Source organism: Exiguobacterium sp. s194, from assembly GCF_018618275.1.
GTDB lineage: Bacteria > Bacillota > Bacilli > Exiguobacteriales > Exiguobacteriaceae > Exiguobacterium > Exiguobacterium chiriqhucha.
Window position 1 is genome coordinate 112,710 of sequence record NZ_JACSLT010000004.1, and the last position, 16,917, is coordinate 129,626.

17 protein-coding genes are annotated in these 16,917 nt (G+C 51.7%); 7 read left to right on the top strand and 10 right to left on the bottom strand.

The genetic code is table 11. The features are described from left to right. Window positions 1-16 precede the first annotated feature (16 nt). The 6 genes from KNP85_RS06185 (at window position 17) to KNP85_RS06210 (ending at window position 3,988) form a co-directional block, all read left to right on the top strand. Window positions 17-598 (top strand): YdhK family protein, encoded by a 582-nt coding sequence (locus KNP85_RS06185; protein WP_214802200.1) that lies wholly within the window; start codon window positions 17-19, stop codon window positions 596-598. Window positions 599-1,036: 438 nt separating this feature from the next. Beyond that, window positions 1,037-1,753 (top strand): peptidoglycan DD-metalloendopeptidase family protein, encoded by a 717-nt coding sequence (locus KNP85_RS06190; protein WP_058764770.1) that lies wholly within the window; start codon window positions 1,037-1,039, stop codon window positions 1,751-1,753. Between the two features lie 203 nt (window positions 1,754-1,956). Further along, on the top strand, window positions 1,957-3,123 hold the full coding sequence (locus KNP85_RS06195; protein WP_251136243.1) for a sensor histidine kinase: 1,167 nt from the start codon (window positions 1,957-1,959) through the stop codon (window positions 3,121-3,123). 76 nt (window positions 3,124-3,199) lie between these two features. Then, on the top strand, window positions 3,200-3,346 hold the full coding sequence (locus KNP85_RS06200) for a hypothetical protein (RefSeq protein ID WP_021066172.1): 147 nt from the start codon (window positions 3,200-3,202) through the stop codon (window positions 3,344-3,346). A gap of 49 nt (window positions 3,347-3,395) precedes the next feature. After that, a complete protein-coding gene (locus KNP85_RS06205) occupies window positions 3,396-3,548 on the top strand; it encodes a hypothetical protein (RefSeq protein WP_160327095.1) in 153 nt (50 codons plus the stop codon). Between the two features lie 92 nt (window positions 3,549-3,640). After that, a complete protein-coding gene (locus KNP85_RS06210) occupies window positions 3,641-3,988 on the top strand; it encodes a hypothetical protein (protein ID WP_214802203.1) in 348 nt (115 codons plus the stop codon). Window positions 3,989-4,086: 98 nt separating this feature from the next. Here the strand turns inward: KNP85_RS06210 and KNP85_RS06215 are convergent, their stop codons facing one another. The 7 genes from KNP85_RS06215 to KNP85_RS06245 form a co-directional block, all read right to left on the bottom strand. After that, the gene (locus KNP85_RS06215; RefSeq protein ID WP_214714424.1) at window positions 4,087-4,776 is read right to left on the bottom strand and encodes a glycerophosphodiester phosphodiesterase; all 690 of its coding nucleotides are present in this window, start codon (window positions 4,774-4,776) and stop codon (window positions 4,087-4,089) included. Window position 4,777: 1 nt separating this feature from the next. Then, window positions 4,778-6,088 carry an ABC transporter substrate-binding protein gene (locus KNP85_RS06220; protein WP_214802206.1) on the bottom strand — a complete coding sequence of 437 codons (1,311 nt, stop codon included), beginning with the start codon at window positions 6,086-6,088 and terminating at the stop codon, window positions 4,778-4,780. Between the two features lie 15 nt (window positions 6,089-6,103). Continuing rightward, complete coding sequence (locus KNP85_RS06225) at window positions 6,104-6,913, bottom strand: carbohydrate ABC transporter permease (protein WP_214802209.1); 810 nt, start codon at window positions 6,911-6,913, stop codon at window positions 6,104-6,106. Beyond that, the gene (locus KNP85_RS06230) at window positions 6,910-7,815 is read right to left on the bottom strand and encodes a carbohydrate ABC transporter permease (protein ID WP_214802212.1); all 906 of its coding nucleotides are present in this window, start codon (window positions 7,813-7,815) and stop codon (window positions 6,910-6,912) included. Before KNP85_RS06230 ends, KNP85_RS06225 begins: the two co-directional genes overlap by 4 nt. Continuing rightward, the gene (locus tag KNP85_RS06235) at window positions 7,812-8,903 is read right to left on the bottom strand and encodes an ABC transporter ATP-binding protein (RefSeq protein ID WP_021066165.1); all 1,092 of its coding nucleotides are present in this window, start codon (window positions 8,901-8,903) and stop codon (window positions 7,812-7,814) included. The genes KNP85_RS06230 and KNP85_RS06235 overlap by 4 nt, the downstream gene beginning before the upstream one ends. After that, complete coding sequence (locus tag KNP85_RS06240; RefSeq protein ID WP_021066164.1) at window positions 8,900-9,487, bottom strand: glycerol-3-phosphate responsive antiterminator; 588 nt, start codon at window positions 9,485-9,487, stop codon at window positions 8,900-8,902. The genes KNP85_RS06235 and KNP85_RS06240 overlap by 4 nt, the downstream gene beginning before the upstream one ends. Window positions 9,488-9,687: 200 nt before the next feature. Then, window positions 9,688-11,175, bottom strand: a complete 1,488-nt coding sequence (locus tag KNP85_RS06245) for a cryptochrome/photolyase family protein (protein WP_214802215.1) — start codon at window positions 11,173-11,175, stop codon at window positions 9,688-9,690. Window positions 11,176-11,249: 74 nt separating this feature from the next. Between KNP85_RS06245 and KNP85_RS06250 the strand changes: the two genes are divergently transcribed. Further along, window positions 11,250-11,885: a class I SAM-dependent methyltransferase gene (locus KNP85_RS06250; protein WP_214802218.1), complete on the top strand. Its 636-nt coding sequence runs from the start codon at window positions 11,250-11,252 to the stop codon at window positions 11,883-11,885. A gap of 86 nt (window positions 11,886-11,971) precedes the next feature. On the opposite strand, the gene KNP85_RS06255 is transcribed toward KNP85_RS06250, so the two are convergent. The 3 genes from KNP85_RS06255 to KNP85_RS06265 form a co-directional block, all read right to left on the bottom strand. After that, window positions 11,972-15,298 carry an Ig-like domain-containing protein gene (locus tag KNP85_RS06255; RefSeq protein WP_214802221.1) on the bottom strand — a complete coding sequence of 1,109 codons (3,327 nt, stop codon included), beginning with the start codon at window positions 15,296-15,298 and terminating at the stop codon, window positions 11,972-11,974. A 121-nt stretch (window positions 15,299-15,419) separates the two neighbouring features. Continuing rightward, a complete protein-coding gene (locus KNP85_RS06260) occupies window positions 15,420-15,698 on the bottom strand; it encodes a hypothetical protein (RefSeq protein WP_214802224.1) in 279 nt (92 codons plus the stop codon). 116 nt (window positions 15,699-15,814) lie between these two features. Further along, on the bottom strand, window positions 15,815-16,864 hold the full coding sequence (locus KNP85_RS06265; RefSeq protein WP_034779192.1) for a C45 family autoproteolytic acyltransferase/hydrolase: 1,050 nt from the start codon (window positions 16,862-16,864) through the stop codon (window positions 15,815-15,817). Window positions 16,865-16,917 lie beyond the last annotated feature (53 nt).

Consider the following 16,917-nt stretch of genomic DNA (forward strand, 5'->3'; position numbering starts at 1 on the left):
CTTGGAGGGAATATGAATGAAATGGAATAAGAAACTTGGAATGATGACGATGGCACTCTCACTGAGCGGTTTACTCGTTGCTTGTGGTGAAGACGACACGACGAATAATGATACGAACATGAATGGTCAAATGGAAGAGACGATGGACGGGAACGACCATTCAGGAATGGACATGTCCGGGTCTGGTGACGTCCCCGAAGGCTTGAAGTCAGCAGAGAACCCGACGTTCGCGGTCGGCGACACGGCCGTCATCACAGAGGCCCATATGCCTGGCATGGAAGGCGCGGAAGCGACCATCGTCGGCGCCTACGATACGGTCGCCTACAGTATCTCGTATGATCCGATGCATGGCGGTGAGCGCGTCAAAGACCATAAATGGATCATTCACGAAGAGATTGAGGATGCACAGGACGCACCGTATGAGGTCGGCGACGAGGTTGAAGTCAATGCCGAGCATATGAGCGGTATGGGCGGCACGACTGCTACCATCGATTCTGTCGAAGCGACGACGGTCTATATGGTCGACTTCACGTTAGAATCCGGCGAAGAAGTGACCAACCATAAATGGGTCACCGAGGAAGAACTGTCGGCACCTTAATCGAGACGTTTGTCGGAACGTGGTCACGCCTTCTCAGTAAGAGCAGGCAAGTGAAACCGGGGCACATGCCTCGGTTTTTCTTATGTATGGGACGAAGCATTTCAAGGAAACAACTGACAAAAGAGATTGATTCTCATCAGCCTTTTTTTATCTAGGCTAAACTAATTAAAATTACCCTGTTTTTCAAAAGCTAAACAGCGAGAAATCGGAGTTTTTTTGAATTTTAGGCATATATCCTTTTACCAACAAAATGTTGTACGTCTCATTTTCGTTGATATGACTGGACTTTCTACAATACAAAATCGTTTTCATAACGATTATACTTTTTTGAAATATAAATGACATATTAGAATCTATTTTTTGATGGTAAAATTTTTTTATAAGGTAATTATCATTGTTCTGTCGCATTGTTCCATAATTGAAAGGATTTACCATACTATGAAAAAACAACTGATGACGATCACATTAGGCGCCCTTCTTGTTTCCGGCTTGACACTTCCCGCTTCGACACCGGTAGAGGCAGCTACATCGTATAAAGTCAAAGTCACGACGAATGTTTTGAACGTGCGGAGCGGCCCATCGACGTCTTATCAAAAAGTCGGCAGTGCCAAACTCGGCCAAACGTTCACCTATCTCGGCGCGACCGGTTCATGGACAAAAATCAATTATAATGGCAGTACAAAATACGTCTCGAGTACATATGTTAAAAAATATAGCAGCACGTCACTCCAAACAGCGACAGCGGGCAAGTTCTTGATTCCTGCGAAAGGCACGTTGACGCAAGGGTATGGCCCGGCGAGCGGCAAATACGGCTACACGTTCCATAACGGCATCGACTTGGCGGCCGCGAAAGGCACGACAGTCCAAGCTGGAGCATACGGTGAAGTCATCGTCGCCCGTAACTATGGAGCGTACGGTAACCACGTCATGATTTCGCATACAATCAACGGTCAAGCGTACACGAGCGTCTACGCCCATATGGATCGTTTGAACGTCGTCAAAGGACAAAAAGTCGCCAAAGGCGCGAAAATTGGAACGGTCGGCAACACCGGCAACTCGTTCGGAAGCCACCTTCATTTCGAAATCCATAAAAATAAATACGTCTACAGCAGCTCGACGGCTGCCAATAGCGTCAACCCGTATACGTTGTTCTAATCCTACCACCTTCCTCTAACATACGAGGAAGGTGTTTTTTCCTAGAATCGTGCGCATTCCGTCCGACTATCCCGGTTGTGACCCATTTCTAGCTAGGTCTATGGGGGGTATAGGGAATCATCGGCGAATATCGTATAATAAAGGAGTATGTCGATATTACTTTACGTATATATATAGCTTTATATCGAAGGGAGGTTCGCGCGATGACTCGAAAGTCATTCTATCCGGCTCGCCGGTACCATGGGCGCTCGACGGCTAAACGAATGAACCAGATTCACGCACCCCAGTCGTTACCGATTCATTCACTTGTCGAAGAAGTTCAAGATGCGGTCTGTTATATCGACTTCACACGGAACCATCTGTATTCGAACGAACAGCTTCGCGCCATCTGTCCCTCGATGGTCAACCAGCGTTTCTCGCGCCCAGAAGACATGACCCGGTTCTTCCACGAAGCGTTCGAGCGGAACGGCGCAGATATGAACGATGTAACGCTGTTTTGGGAAGAACTCATGACGAACCGGTTCGGCTGTTTCCCGAGCATGGATGCGAAGTCGCTCCGCATCGGCGAGCGAACGATGCAAGTCATTGTGAACTTCACACATACGCCGCGCGGCGCATTCCTCATGTGGCGAGACATCACCGACTCGATCCGCTTCGAGGAGCAGAAAGACGCCTTCCTGGCCGAACTGTCCCACGAGTTCCGTTCCCCGCTCACGGCCATCAATGGTTACGCGGAACTGCTCATGTACCAACATCACGACGATGAAAAGACGCATGGGATGTTGACGCTCGTCAAACGGGAGGCCGAGCGGCTCGAGCGGCTCGTCGATAATTTCCTCGACTACCAGCGTGTGAACTATTCCGTGGAGTTATTGTCGTTGTCGACGTTCGACTTGCGACCATTGCTCGAGGACATCGTCGCACACTATAAGGCGACAGCCCCCCAGCATGACGTCATCTTGTCTGCGGATGACATGACCCTCGAGGCCGATCAGGAGAAGCTGTTGCAACTGCTCCATAACTTGATTGGGAACGCGATCAAGTATTCGCCGAACGGCGGCACGGTCTATGTCGAGCTGACGACCGAAGACGACACGTATGTCCTGTCGGTCCGTGACACCGGAATCGGCATCCCGAGTGACGCCATCCCGTATGTGTTCGATGAGTATTACCGGGTCGACTCGGATGCACACCGCCCGATCAAAGGGACCGGTCTCGGCCTTCGCATCTGTAAACGGATCGCCGAAGCGCACGGCTGGGGCATCCATGCCGACTCCGTGTACGGGGAAGGCACGACGTTCTCCATCTACTTATATCCCAATAGTTCGACGCATGCGACGTCACTCGCCGAACGGGAGACGTCCGACTGACAGGACCGTCTTTTTTGAATGAATCACCTTTAAAGCGGGAACAGACGAGAAGAGAGACGTAGAAAGGATGATTCGCATGAAACGTCAACGTGGCTTTTTGGCACTCCCGGTCGCCGTCGCCTTTATTCTCATTTTCGGGCTGTTGTTCGACAACTGGTGGCTCGGACTCGGGATTGGCATCGCGATGTTCTTCGCGTTCCAAGGGACGAAGAAGAAGGCTTGAAACTTTTTGAGGCGGCGCCCGTAGTAATTGGACAAAGGAGACATGCTCCATGTCCAATAAACAAACGACCGGCAGCTACGCCTTTCCGCTCGCCCTCGGCGTCGGTGTCTCGACTGCCATCGCGCTCGATCACTACTTGATTGGACTCGCAATTGGCATCGGGTTGTATTTTGCTTTTAGTGATTCGCCGAAGAAGACATGACAAAGACCGCTTCATTGAGCGGTCTTTGTCATATATACTCGTGCTTCGTGCGGTAGCAGTTGATTGATTTCATTTAAGGAAGGCTGATGTAGATGGCATCTAACAAACCTACACCTAAGTTTCAACTCGCTTTTGCATTACTCCTGTTAGGAGGTGTCTTTTTCCTTCTTCATGAGGTAGATCAGCGAGAAACTTTTTTGAACGAAACGTTAACTGAGCATTTTTCAATCGATCAGAGCGCCTATGATGTCGAGTTCAGCATGAATCAATTTGGGTACTTATATCGCTTGAATTTCGAGGACGAAAACAGAGTCGAGTATGAATTTTTCGTCAAAACCAATCAAGAGAAAGAGTACGTCGTCACCTATTATGGACATAATTCAAAAGGCGATTCACCTTTGAAAGAAGATGAATTTACCACGTTGAACAAAGAATACTAAATTTGGAGAATTGCCATGAGAAGAGTCCAGCTGATGCGAACACGTCGCGCCAGCTGGACTCTTTCTTACATATCGATTGAGTTATATCCAGCCTCACTTCAATGACGCAACCTCGATTGGAACCGCTCGACCTCGTCCGTCATGATGGCGTCGACACCAGTCATGTCCGGCAACTCGCTCGGGTCATTGATGGTATACAGGCGAAGCAACCGATTTTGTTCGCGAATCATCGCCGCATCTCTCGTCCCGATAAATGCCGGTTGAGCATGAACCGCCTCGGCTCCGACTCGTTCCACAAATTCAACCAGATTCGGATGCCCGTCCCCGGTCAAGACGGCGATTCGCGCCTCGCGGGCGACGTCCCGCAACCGGACGAGCGTGTCCGGGTTGAACGAGGAGAAGACGACACGCTCTTCTAACTTGAACTCGGTGACGGCGAGCCACGTCAAATACTCGATTCCTTCATAATCAAATTGATCCGTCTTCAACTCGATATTGAGCGTGACGTCGGAAGGTTCAATCAAGACGAGTACTTCCTCGAGCGTCGGGATCCGTTCCCCGCTCTCCGTCCGGAGCAAGCGGAGCTGCCGAAGCGTCATATCTTTGACGAAGCCGCTTCCGTTCGTCGTCCGGTCGACCGTCTCGTCATGGATCACGACGAGGCGTCCGTCGCGCGTCAATTGGACATCGAGCTCAATGCCGTCGACGTGAGGAAACGCCGCCTTGAACGCGCTGATTGTGTTCTCCGGATACTTGGCGCTATAGCCGCGATGTGCGTAAATCAACATATCATTGTCCCAAGGTGGAAGTTGTCTCATCGGCCGCGCGCTTCAATGCCTCTTCGACCGATACGCCTTGGTATAGGCTCTCCATGGCGTTGACGACGCTTTGACGTGACTGCGGGAACGTCGAGATGAGCGCGCCTTGTGTCGCCGGTGAGGCTTTCGTCTCACTCAATTGATCGACCGTCACTTTCAGTTGCGGGTACTCAGCCCACATCTCTTTGACGACCGGCTCGTCATACGCGTCCGGGTTGATGGCGAAGTAGCCCGTCTCGACGTGCCATTTGGCCTGTGCTTCTTTCGACGCCGCATACTTCATGAACTCCCATGCGCCCTGCTTCGTCTCGTCGGCGATCCCGTCACCCATCCAGAGCGAGGCCCCACCGATGATGACACCTTCACGATCGGCTTCGTTCGGCACCGGCAAGTACGCCGCCCCGACCTCGAAGTCAGCGTTGTCCGCCACGGTACGAATCCCAGCCGACGAGTCGAGATACATGGCAACTTTTCCGGATTGGAAGGCGGCACGCATGTCGTCCCAGTTTTGACCGACGTTCATGAACGTCTTCTCGTCATACATCTCTTTAATCAAGTTGAAGGCGTTCTGCCCTTCTTCCCCATCAAAGACAGCTTTCGTCGGTGCCCCGCTACGGCCGTTGTCGTTGTCGACATAGAGCCCGCCTTGCGCGGCGACAAGTTGCTCGAAGAACCAACCGTAGTTGAGCATCGTGAAGCCGGTCTGCCCGTCGGTCGTCAGTGCCTTCGCCGCTTGCTTCAGCTCGTCATACGTGCGCGGCGCTTTCTCTGGGTCGAGGCCTGCTTTTTCGAACGCGTCTTTGTTGTAGATGAGCACCGGTGTCGACGAGTTGAACGGCATCGAGTACTGCTTGCCGTCGACTTGGTAATAGCTCAAGATGTTCTCTTCCCAGACGCCCGTATCGAAGTCCTCTTTGTCGATGAACTCCTGGACCGGCGTGATTTTGTTCGAGTCGATCATATACTTCGTGCCGACCTCGAACGTCTGCATGATGGCCGGTGCGTCCGGTGACCCTGCGACGGCGTTGAACTTCGTGAGCGCCTCTTCATACGTGCCTTGGAACACCGGTTTCACTTCATAGTCGTCCTGTGACTCGTTGAAAGCGTCGACTTGGTTGTTGAGTGCGGTCTCTAAGTCCCCGCTCATCGCGTGCCAAAACACGACTTCTGTCTTCCCATCCGTCGTCGTGGTCGCCGCTGCCTCTTCCGCTTCTTGACTGCCACATGCCCCGAGCAATAATACCGAACTGGCCAACCCTGCGAATAATGCTTTCTTTTTCATGAACGTTTCCCCCTATTATTTGATCGCACCTTGCGTCAAGCCTTCCTGTAACTGCTTTTGTCCTGCGAATAACAGCATCAGCGTCGGGATGATGATCATGATGACCGCCGCCATGACGACGCCCCAATCCGAGGCGACCTCGTTCGACTGCATCTGCTTAATCCCGATTTGAACCGTGCGGGCCTGCTCCGTGTTTGTCACGAGGAGCGGCCATAAGTACATGTTCCATGTCGTCAAGAAGCTATATACCGACAACGTGACGAGCGGTGTCTTCGAGACCGGCAAGACGACGCTCCAAAAGAAACGGAAGCGGCTGATGCCGGCGATTTGTGACGCCTCGTACATCTCGTACGGAATCGTTTTGAACTGTTGTCTTAGCAAAAACGTTCCGAACGCGAGCGCGAAGAACGGCACCGACAGCCCCCACACCGAGTTGAGCCAGCCGAGCGACTGAATCGTCAAGAAGTTCGGTACCATCGTCGCTTCCCACGGCACCATCATCGTCGCGAGGAAGAGCATAAAGATGAGCCCTTTCCCTTTGAAGTTGATGAAGACGAACGCGAAGGCGGCAAGACTCGACAAGACGACTTGACCGACCATGACGAGGAGTGCGACGACGAGACTGTTCCATAAGTACGTCATGAGCGGAATCCGCTCGAACGCAGCGACATAGTTGTCGAACGTGACGTCGCGCGGGATGAGGTTGCCTTTTAACACCTCACTCCCGTCCATCAGGCTGATTGAGAACGCATAGGCGATCGGGAACAGCATAACGATGGCACTCAAGACGAGGAGCGTATACGTGACTACTTTCCGAAGCGTCATTGGTAATGCACCTTCCTTTCGACGAGCTTGAACTGGAGCCACGTCAATGTCAGGACCGCGAGGAACAAGAGCACGGCCTGCGCACTCGCCCCGCCGACGTTATAGTTGATAAACGCGTCCTTATAGATGGCGTAGACGATGACGTTCGTCGAGTTCGTCGGCCCGCCTTTCGTCAGCAAATCAATCTGCCCGAACGTCTGAAACGCATTGATGAGCGAGATGATGCCGACGAAGAAGAGGGTTGGTGACAGCATCGGGATGGTGATTGCTCGGAGCTGGGTCCAATACCCCGTCCCGGCGATGTCCGCACTCTCGTATAGCGTCCGGTCGATGTTTTGCAGCCCGCCGAGAAGAATCAAGAATGTGAAGCCGATGTTCATCCAGACGGTCGCGAGCGAAACGGATAGGAGCGCATACTGCGGGTCGAGGAGCCACTGCACCCCGCTCGTTCCGATCGCTTCCAAGAAACGGTTGAAGATGCCGATGGACGGGTTGTACATGAACATCCAAATGACAGATGAGGCTGCGACGCTCATCCCCATCGTCGCCGAGAACGCCGTCCGGAAGATGCCAATCCCGCGCAGCTTCTCGTTGGCGAGGAGCGCCAGACCGAGCGCGATGATGATTGTGAGCGGGACGGTCAACAGAACGAAGCCGACCGTCGCCTGAATGCTCTGCCAAAACGAGGCGCTCGTGAACAGCTTGGCGTAATGCTCGCCGCCGACGTAACTGAGCGGCGTCCCTTGTGTGTCCGTTTGAAAGAAACTCAAGTAAATCGTCCGGAACAGCGGATACACGAGGAAAATCCCAAATAACGCGATCGACGGGGACAAGTAGAAAAGCCCGCTCGTCGCGTCCGATAATCGGGTCCGGACGCGTTGTCTCGGAAGGGCGACCGTCATTGGAACACCTCCAACGCCTCGAACAGTTTCGGTTGCCGCGGTTCGATACGATTGCCGTTCGTATCAAACAAAGATATCTGTTTCGGGTCGACGTAACAGGCGATCTTCTCCCCGATCGACAGCGGCCATTGTCCCGGCCATTTGGCGAGCCATTCGACGCCACCCATATCGAAGGCGAGAATCGTCTCCGTGCCGAGCACCTCGATGTTCTTCAGTTCGGCATAGAACGTGACATCCTCTTTCGCCGGCGTGATTTGTTCCGGGCGGATGCCGAGCGTCGCCGTATCTTCTCGCGTCAGCGTGTTCGGATGGAACAGGCGTCCGTCCGAGGCGACCCAGCCCTTGTCACTCCGCTGCACCGGCGTCAAATTCATCGGCGGTGAACCGATGAACGAGGCGACGAACGTGTTCGCCGGCTTGTTGTACAAATCGAGCGGTTGACCGACTTGTTGGACCTCGCCATCGTTCAACAGCATCATCCGGTCGGCCATCGTCATCGCCTCGACTTGGTCATGGGTGACGTAAATCATCGTCAGCTTGAGCTTGCGTTGCAGCTGTCGGATCTCCGAGCGCATTTTGGCCCGAAGTTTCGCGTCCAAGTTCGAGAGCGGCTCGTCCATGAGGCAGATTGGTGACTCGGTGACGATGGCCCGGGCCAAGGCGACCCGTTGCCGTTGCCCGCCCGACAGTTCACGCGGCTTTCGCTTCAAATAGTCGGTCAGTCCGAGCGTTTCGGCCGCTTCCATGCAGCGTTCGCGCTGCTCGAGCTTCGTCAGTCCTTTCGTATGTAACCCGAACGTGATGTTCTTCTCGACGGTCATATGCGGATAGAGCGCATAGTTTTGGAACACCATCGACAGTTGGCGTTCGCTCGGTTTCAAGTCGTTCGCGGCGACGCCGTCGATGCGGAGCGTCCCGCTCGTGATTGACTCGAGCCCGGCAATCATCCGGAGCATCGTGCTCTTCCCGCAACCCGACGGTCCGACGAGGGCGAAGAATTCACCGGCCTCGATCGTCACGTCGATGCCACGGATGACTTCCGTCTCGTCGTATGACTTTTTGATATTCTGCAGTTGAATCGATTTCATATGATATCCTCCTTCATTCCTTGCGACGCCCATAATCGCTCATCCCCGGTCGAGACGGCGAACGCCCCGTGAGAAAGTGCTTCATGCACGTGAATCGGTTTTCGAATCATCCCACCCGTCACAATCGGCAACGAGACGTGTTCCGCGACGTGCTCGATGACACTCGGAATGAGACCCGGCATCAGTTCGAGCGCGTCCGGCTGTTGGTCTTTCGCCATCTTGATGCCTGAAGTGATCGCGTCCGAGTCGACGAGGAATAGGCGCTGCACCGTCATCAGGCCGGCCCGTTTGGCGTGTTGGATGACAGACGCCTTCGTCGTCACAATCCCGTCGGCGCCGACGCGTTTCGCCAAATAGTCGATGCCGTCCCGGTCGAGACTGATGCCGTTGATGCGTTCAGCGTGCAGGAACACGGTCCGATTCTCGCGTTTCAAATGGGCGACATAGCGGTCGAGCGTGCTGAGCGTCCCCATCATGAGGAACGTCGTCGTCACGTCCGACTGCAGGAACTTCTCGAGTTGTTTCGGTGATTTGATGGAGGCAATCATCTTCTCTTGTCCGATCGTGCGAAGTGTTTCATTCACTTGAATCATCCTTCCCTAGAAAAAAGGACCAACAGAAACAGGACGTCATCGACGTACGGGCTTCTGTTGGTCTCTCGAATGTTCTACCGGTTGCTATTCACTTGGCATGAGGGGTCTCACAAGTCATATCGTAACGGATGAATGTAAAGCGGCCGTGAAGCAGATGCAAAAGTTTGTGAAGATGACGTAAAAAAACCGACTCATAAGGAGTCGGTTTCGTCGAGCGTCTGTCTCGCCTTCGCCAAAATGTCGGCTTTGACGGCATCGTCCCGCCCTTGCCAGTTACGGACCATCATCTTCATGCGTTGGTTCTTCGCGAACCGCTCCTCGTGCTTGTCGATGAAGTGCCAATAGAGTGCATTGAACGGACAGGCGTCCTCTTCGGTCGTGTGTTTCGGATTATACTTGCAACCTTTACAGTAGTCGCTCATCTTGTCGATATATTTTCCCGAGGCGATATACGGCTTCGTCGCGAGGCGCCCGCCGTCGGCATGGAGCGCCATCCCGAGCACGTTCGGTAGCACGACCCAGTCGTAGGCATCGATATACATCTCGTTGAACCAGTCACTCGTCTGTTGTGGCGACACTTCGAACAGCGTCGCGAAGTTGCCGAGCACCATGAGCCGTTGGATGTGATGGTTATGGGCCCGCTCGATGACGGGTTTTACACTTTGATGGACGCAGTGCATGTCCGTCTCGGCGTCCCAGAAATAGCTCGGCAAGTCACGCTCATGTTTGAACGTGTTGACCGACTCGTAGCCCGGCATCGTCGCCACATAGACGGCGCGCATATATTCCCGCCAGCCGAGAATTTGACGAACGAATCCTTCGACCGAGGCGAGCGGCGCATCCGACGCAATGGCCGCTTGAACGACCTCGTCCGGTGTCAGTAGCCCGATGTTGATGGCCGCCGACAGCAGGCTATGCGACATGTCTTGATTGTCCGACAGCATCGCGTCCTGATACGGACCGAACGTCTCGAGACGTGCTTCGACGAAACGAGCGAGCGCCCGTTGTGCCTCACTGCGTGTCACCGGCCAGACGAACGGAGTGATGTCTCCTGGATGGTCGGCGAAGTCGGTCTCGATTTTTTGGATGACGTCTTTCGTGATGACGTCCGGTCGGAAATGGATCGGTGCCGGGAACGTCAGCCCGTCTTTCGGCGGCTGGCGGTTATCCGCATCGAACGACCATTTGCCACCGCGCGGCTTCCCGTCCTCGAGCAACACGTCGAACCGTTTCCGCATCTGGCGATAGAAACGATCCATCCGCCACGGCGCGTTGCCAATCGTGTCGAGCGCTTCCTTCTTCGTTAAATAGAAGAGCGGCACGTCCGAGTGTTCGACGAGCTTTTGCTTCTGACCGAACTGCCGCAGCTTTTTCTCCATCGCGGCGTCGGTGACGGCCGTGTAATGAATCTCTTCTGGTTCATACCGTTTGAAGTGGTCGTCCCATGCATCCTGGAACGAGTCGGCCTCATGATAGTCGACCGTGTAGCCTTTGTCGCGCAGCTCCTCGGCGAAATGACGCATCGCCGAGAAGATGAGGACGAGCTTTTGTTTATGGTACGGCCGCCACATCGCCCGGGATGTCGCCTCGATCATGACGATGACGTCATCGTTCTTAACGTGATTGAATAGCTCGAGTTCGTGCGACAACTGATTGCCGAAAATCCAAAAGGAACGCATCGATTCAACTCCCTTCCCAAAATGGTTGTGCTACACTCAATCTACATCTACTGGATTCGGAAAGGAATGGTTCGATGCGCTTCACACGTCTCCAAACATGGATTGACAGTCAATACGAGAACCCGCGCGGCATCGTCGGGACGTACATCGGCGAGAAGATGGTCTGGCAACACCGGGTCGAAGTCGATTGGACGATTGAGCAACTTCAGATTCAGCCCGACAATCGCGTTCTCGACCTTGGTTGTGGGGCCGGCGACGCGCTTGCACAGATATTACGTGGCTTTGAGCACGTGCATGTGACCGGACTCGACCGTTCCCCGACTATCGTCCGCTCGGCGCTCCGACGAAATCGAACGGACGTGCAAGCCGGGCGAGCTGATGTCGTCGAAGGCGACCTCGGAACGCTCCCGTTCCCGTACGCACAGTTTGACCGCGTCTTCAGCATCCATACCCTCTACTTTTGGGAAGACGTGCCTGCGGTGCTTCCCGAAATCGAACGTGTCCTCGCACCGGGCGGGTTGTTCGTCATCACGTACTGTGACGGGAAAGCTGACGTGACGTGGGACGGCATCGCATCCATCGTGCGGGAACAGTTCATCCCCGCCGCTTCCGCGCTTGGTCTGACCGACGTCGTCGAGACTCGCGGTCCTGACTCACGTGATTATCATACGGTTGCCGTGACGGGGCGGAAGCCGCACGATGATTTCTAATCATCACTTTATAAGAATTTTTATTCCATTTGCTGTTTAAAATGAAAAGAAACCTCTCGAATGTGAAATCTCGAGAGGTTTCTTTGTTATTTAGCAACGATAGTATTGATACGCTTCGTCATATAACTCGAGCGTGTCATTTCAACGGTCAACATACTGCTTTGACGTTGTTTATTCACATAAACTTTGAAGTTCCCTTTCGAATCAACTTTGACAGCCTTTCCAATATTCGAATCTCTACCATACACTTGTACCGTCGCACCCGGATGTCCTTTTCCGGTCACATAGGTGTGACTCGTTCGTACAGTATTCACACTGAATTGTTTGAACGCATACTTGATGGTTTGTACAGTTGCCGTCGACACATTTCCAGTCGTATCTTTTGCACGGACCGAAACGGTTTTTCCTGGTAGCCATTTATTAATCGAATAGGCGTATGAACCAGAGCTGTTCGCTTTCGTCGTATAGGTCCGCCCGTTATACGTAATGAGGACGGTTGCCCCTTTTTCTGTCTTCCCCTGGACTTTCGTTGACGCTGCCGACATTGCATGGACTGTCGGCTTGGTTGGTGCCGTGTTATCTTTCGCCTTGAGTGTAACTGACGTTTTTTGTCCAAGTCTAGGAATGGTCACGAACTTTAAGCTTTCGCCTTCTTTGTACATACGGACTAGATAGAAACTGAATTTACCTGTTGCATCGATGTTCGTTTGACCAACTCTAGTCGTACCATTCCACACTTCAAGCGTTGCCTGCGGCTCTCCCACGCCTGTAATGTGACGGGATGCTTTTTGGAATTTAACGGCGGATACATTTTTGCCGCTATACGGTTTTGTGACCGTCTTCTTGACTTCATACTTAATCGTTTTATCCGGATTGACGAGTTTGACTGTCACGTCGGCAGGTAATTCAATATCATTCGACCATGTGACCACATTGCCCATGTGTTTATGGCTGACAGTTTGCCCGTTCACGGTGAACTCATACTGTTTTTGAATCATATTGTCTGATGGGGAGTAAAACCAAATTCGCTGATCCCCATTCATACGAATATCTTGAATTTTGTCACCGACTGGTCCTACATAAGTATATGCCACATTACCCGCTGCATCCTTTGTAGTGATTCTTACTTTACTGTGACGGACCCCATTATAGAATAAGTACATAGGGTCTGTCGTTTTAATGACAAAATCCCCTGTTTTCGAGACTGAGACTGCTTTCTCTTTATCACTTCGATAAGTGAACGTAACTTTGGCCCCTGGTTCTGTTTTTCCATAGATGAGTCGTTCACCTGGCAAAACATACTTTTGAAGCGTTACTCGAGGTGCAACTATGTCTTTGATTGTAACTTTATTTCCTTCCGACCAATTACCGGAGAGGTCTTTAACTTTGACGACAAGATGGGTCACGCCGTCCCTCTTCAAATTTGAGACAGGTAACTGTGAGGTCGTTATGATTTTAGAGTTGTTTTTTGGGAACGAATGGATTGGTTTGACGATGCCTTCTCGCAACAGCCTCTCCCCTTTATAGTATGCAATCGTAAAGTCCGTTACTTTTTCATTGGCTTCGGCGTCTATTTGCGTCGCTTCGTCAGACAAGATTCCGTACATTTGTAATGTCGGTTTCATCGTATCCTCTACTGCATACGTGAAGCGTTGATCTGCTTTCCCCGCCACTTGAACGAGGACGTTAAACGTCGAGACTTTCTCCAAGTTGACGGCGAACTCAAATTTCCCAGAGGCATCTGCCGTCACTTCTTTTGTGATTCCTTTCGAGAACTGAAGCTTAGCGTTCGGTTCCGTCGTCCCTGTCAACACTTTCGTGTGGTTTGTCAGTTCTTTGATCGATGGTTTTTGAATCGCATCAAACGTTCCTTCAACCCACTCCGAGACGCGTCCATCTTGAAGGAGCGTCCTAATCATGAACTTGTCATTTAGCTCAAGTGGAACCGTCGGATTTTTCAAATCTACTTTCTCAACAATCGAACGTCCGTCCGACTTTTCGATCTTCGTTTCAAATGATATCGTTTTGTTCGGGTAATGGAATGGTGGAATTCCAATTACCATACGATCACTTTCAAGTTTGAAATTTGGAATCGGAGCGGGGCGATTATCCTCCGCACGAAGCTCTACTTTTGGATGAGAATAATTATATTCGTCCAAATAAGAGACCATATAGTTCAGTCCGTATAGTCTAGGTAATGAAAAGACAATGTTACCCGCTTCATCACTTTTTGCCTGTACACGAACTTGAGCATTTCCAGCTTTTGGATCCGAATAGGCCACGACAAACTTTTGGTTTGGTGTCGCTTTACCGATCAATCGTGCTTCTGCGAGATCAAACGATTGTGTTTCAAATTTGATTGTTTCGACTTTACGTTTAACTTTTACTTGCTTCGTGAAAATGGTCTGGCCATCTTTTTCAATCGTAAGCGTCCGATCGACTCGATCGTTTTGTGGGTAATAACAATCAAACTGCCCTTGTTCATAACTGATGCCACACCCATCGCCATCAATTAAAATCACTGCACCTGGGAACGTCACTCCCCGAAATTGCGTGAATGACTCTTCGATGATAAATAAGGGACGATCTGGCGTTGCTTTGAAAGCGGGCATTGTGAATCCGTGAATTCCACCAAGCATTTTATTCATCAAATGTGCCGGTTGAATCGAGTATCCCTGTTCTTGATAGGCCCATATTTCCCAACCTTTGAATGGGAAATCGAATTTACCCGTCCCATCGGCTTGTACAATTTCTTCATCATAGCCGATTTTCACGACTACTTTCACATAAGGCAACGTCGTCCCAGATACGCGTAGCGTCTCATGTGGGGCAGCGTCTAAACGAATGATATCCGTCTTCGCAGCTGTTTCTTTATATGTTTTGATCGGGGTCGATGCCTTTTCCGGACTACTCACATAGACACTAACAGAGTCCGCTTGATTTTTTGGTATTCTTAACGTACCCATTCCTTCTTTTGCTCGTCCCTCATATGTCGCATGGATGGTATGAGTTGGGTGTGTAATGAACACGAACTCGTTATCAATCATCCCGAGGTATGTCACTTCTTGCGGAGCTGCAGGTTTCATTTGAGGTTTAGGTTCACTTCGCTCAATCATTTGAATGACCTGATCAAAACCATCGCTATTCCGCTGATAAATGGCAATTCTTCCTACTGGTGATTTCGGAAACGTATATGTAAACTTTTTATTCGCATCACTTGTGGTTTCGACAAGTTTTTCATCAGCGACAATCGTGACATGCTGATTGGGTTGATCCGTAGTTCCTTCTATAACACGCAAATCTGCGGTCGTTTCCGATACGTTTACGGCTTGTATAGGCAGAGGTGAAATGATTGCTCCCAGTAACATCATCGCGATTAAAATCGCACAACTTTTTTTTACTTTTATAAACATCTTTCTGTCTCCTTTTGGAAATATCTGATTAACCTTAAAAAATATAGCATGATTTTCTATATGCAAATTCAGTTTTTGCTAAAGTGGGTCAATAAAAAAACTAGACGATGTCTCGTCTAGTTTAGCCCCGACTCTTGCGCGTTACGGCAATCCCGCCGAACCCGCTGATGATGGCGATGTAGAAGCCCAAATCGTAGAACCAACCGGTGTTATTCACTTCATAGACGCGATACGTGTCATTGAACAATCCTAAAACGAGTGACACCGGTGCGATCCACCCGTGCCAGACGCCCCAAAAGAAGCCGGCCGGGTCGGTCGTGTACGTCCCGTCGCCCGGCACACAGCCGCCGAGGACGACAATCAAACTGAGCATGATGGCTAATAATCCGATTCGTTTCATAATGAATCCCTCCTGCTATGAGTATTCCCGGTTTTAAAGAATTCAGTACGGTTTAACGTGCGCCAGACGAACGAAAAACAAGCAGAGGCTCATGATGAGTCGCTGCTTGTTTTTCGTTACCGCCAAAGTTGGACCGTGTTCGCGAACTCGATGTCGGTCGCGATTTCCCCATCGAGGGCATGTAAATCAAAATCCTTACCATCGAGCCACTCCTGAAAATCAAAGATGACCGGGTCGCGGTCGCCACCGAGGGCGAACCACGTCTCGAGCGTCTCCGGGAAATAAGCCGCCGTGTGAATCGTGCCGGCCCAGCTCTTGTACAGCTCCGAGAAGACGCCTTTGTCCGAGTCGTTCATGAGCCGGAACGCACTCTCGGCGTCCTGGACGATATGTTGATACATCTTGATTTCCATCATCCGGCGTGTTGAATCATCAAGATGGTAACGGTTCTCGTGTTGGAGCAGTTCGAAATGGTTCGTGCAGATATTCGACTCGCGGACGCGAATGTCGCGCGGTGTCGCTTCGATGACGCGTGTCTTCGACGACTTGTCGTGGACGACATACGTGAACGAGCCGCGGTGCGGAATCTCTTGAAGCAGATCGACCGCCTCCTCGACCGTGGCGCACGTCTCGAGAATCATTCGGCCAATCATCTGGCAGACGAACCCATCCCCCGGGCGCCGGCGGTTGATGAAGTTATAACCCATGGCGAGCCCTTTCTCGTTCATCCCATCCATCCGGCCGGTGACACGTGAGACGGGACCGATGACGGCGTAACCCTCATCTGGCTGGAACACGTTATAGCGTCCATCGTACGTCATCGGGTGATAGTCATAGTTGCGGACGAGGAAGTTGTCCCCCGTCAAAATCGAACAGCCGCTGACCGGGTTATTGACCCGGAAATGACCGAAGTGAAGGAGCGTGTCGGCGAGCGTCAATTCGAGCTCATCCTGCAGGCCGAGCAGTTCTTCCCAAATCTTCGGAGCGAACCGGTCGAACGCCTGCTTCGCCTCGCGCTCGTCAATCTCAAAGCGCGGGACGCGGAGCTTCCACTGGTCGGTCCGGTTCTCGAGCAGTTTGCTGCGCTTGATGTATTGTCCTTGAAAGCGGCCAAAGTCATAGTGACTGCCGCGGAATTGTGTGAGTTCACTTGAGACGCGTTGCATGAAAAAACCTCCCTTGCGCCTAGTATAACGGACGCAACGGAGGTATGTCTGAC

Excerpts from the sequence above, each read along its gene's own strand:
- KNP85_RS06225 (WP_214802209.1), bottom strand. The coding sequence starts at position 6,913 with ATGACGCTTCGGAAAGTAGTCACGTATACGCTCCTCGTCTTGAGTGCC.
- KNP85_RS06190 (WP_058764770.1), top strand. The coding sequence starts at position 1,037 with ATGAAAAAACAACTGATGACGATCACATTAGGCGCCCTTCTTGTTTCC.
- KNP85_RS06200 (WP_021066172.1), top strand. The coding sequence starts at position 3,200 with ATGAAACGTCAACGTGGCTTTTTGGCACTCCCGGTCGCCGTCGCCTTT.
- KNP85_RS06265 (WP_034779192.1), bottom strand. The coding sequence starts at position 16,864 with ATGCAACGCGTCTCAAGTGAACTCACACAATTCCGCGGCAGTCACTAT.
- KNP85_RS06230 (WP_214802212.1), bottom strand. The coding sequence starts at position 7,815 with ATGACGGTCGCCCTTCCGAGACAACGCGTCCGGACCCGATTATCGGAC.
- KNP85_RS06205 (WP_160327095.1), top strand. The coding sequence starts at position 3,396 with ATGTCCAATAAACAAACGACCGGCAGCTACGCCTTTCCGCTCGCCCTC.
- KNP85_RS06235 (WP_021066165.1), bottom strand. The coding sequence starts at position 8,903 with ATGAAATCGATTCAACTGCAGAATATCAAAAAGTCATACGACGAGACG.
- KNP85_RS06250 (WP_214802218.1), top strand. The coding sequence starts at position 11,250 with ATGCGCTTCACACGTCTCCAAACATGGATTGACAGTCAATACGAGAAC.
- KNP85_RS06260 (WP_214802224.1), bottom strand. The coding sequence starts at position 15,698 with ATGAAACGAATCGGATTATTAGCCATCATGCTCAGTTTGATTGTCGTC.
- KNP85_RS06195 (WP_251136243.1), top strand. The coding sequence starts at position 1,957 with ATGACTCGAAAGTCATTCTATCCGGCTCGCCGGTACCATGGGCGCTCG.
- KNP85_RS06245 (WP_214802215.1), bottom strand. The coding sequence starts at position 11,175 with ATGCGTTCCTTTTGGATTTTCGGCAATCAGTTGTCGCACGAACTCGAG.
- KNP85_RS06185 (WP_214802200.1), top strand. The coding sequence starts at position 17 with ATGAAATGGAATAAGAAACTTGGAATGATGACGATGGCACTCTCACTG.
- KNP85_RS06220 (WP_214802206.1), bottom strand. The coding sequence starts at position 6,088 with ATGAAAAAGAAAGCATTATTCGCAGGGTTGGCCAGTTCGGTATTATTG.
- KNP85_RS06255 (WP_214802221.1), bottom strand. The coding sequence starts at position 15,298 with ATGTTTATAAAAGTAAAAAAAAGTTGTGCGATTTTAATCGCGATGATG.
- KNP85_RS06210 (WP_214802203.1), top strand. The coding sequence starts at position 3,641 with ATGGCATCTAACAAACCTACACCTAAGTTTCAACTCGCTTTTGCATTA.
- KNP85_RS06215 (WP_214714424.1), bottom strand. The coding sequence starts at position 4,776 with ATGTTGATTTACGCACATCGCGGCTATAGCGCCAAGTATCCGGAGAAC.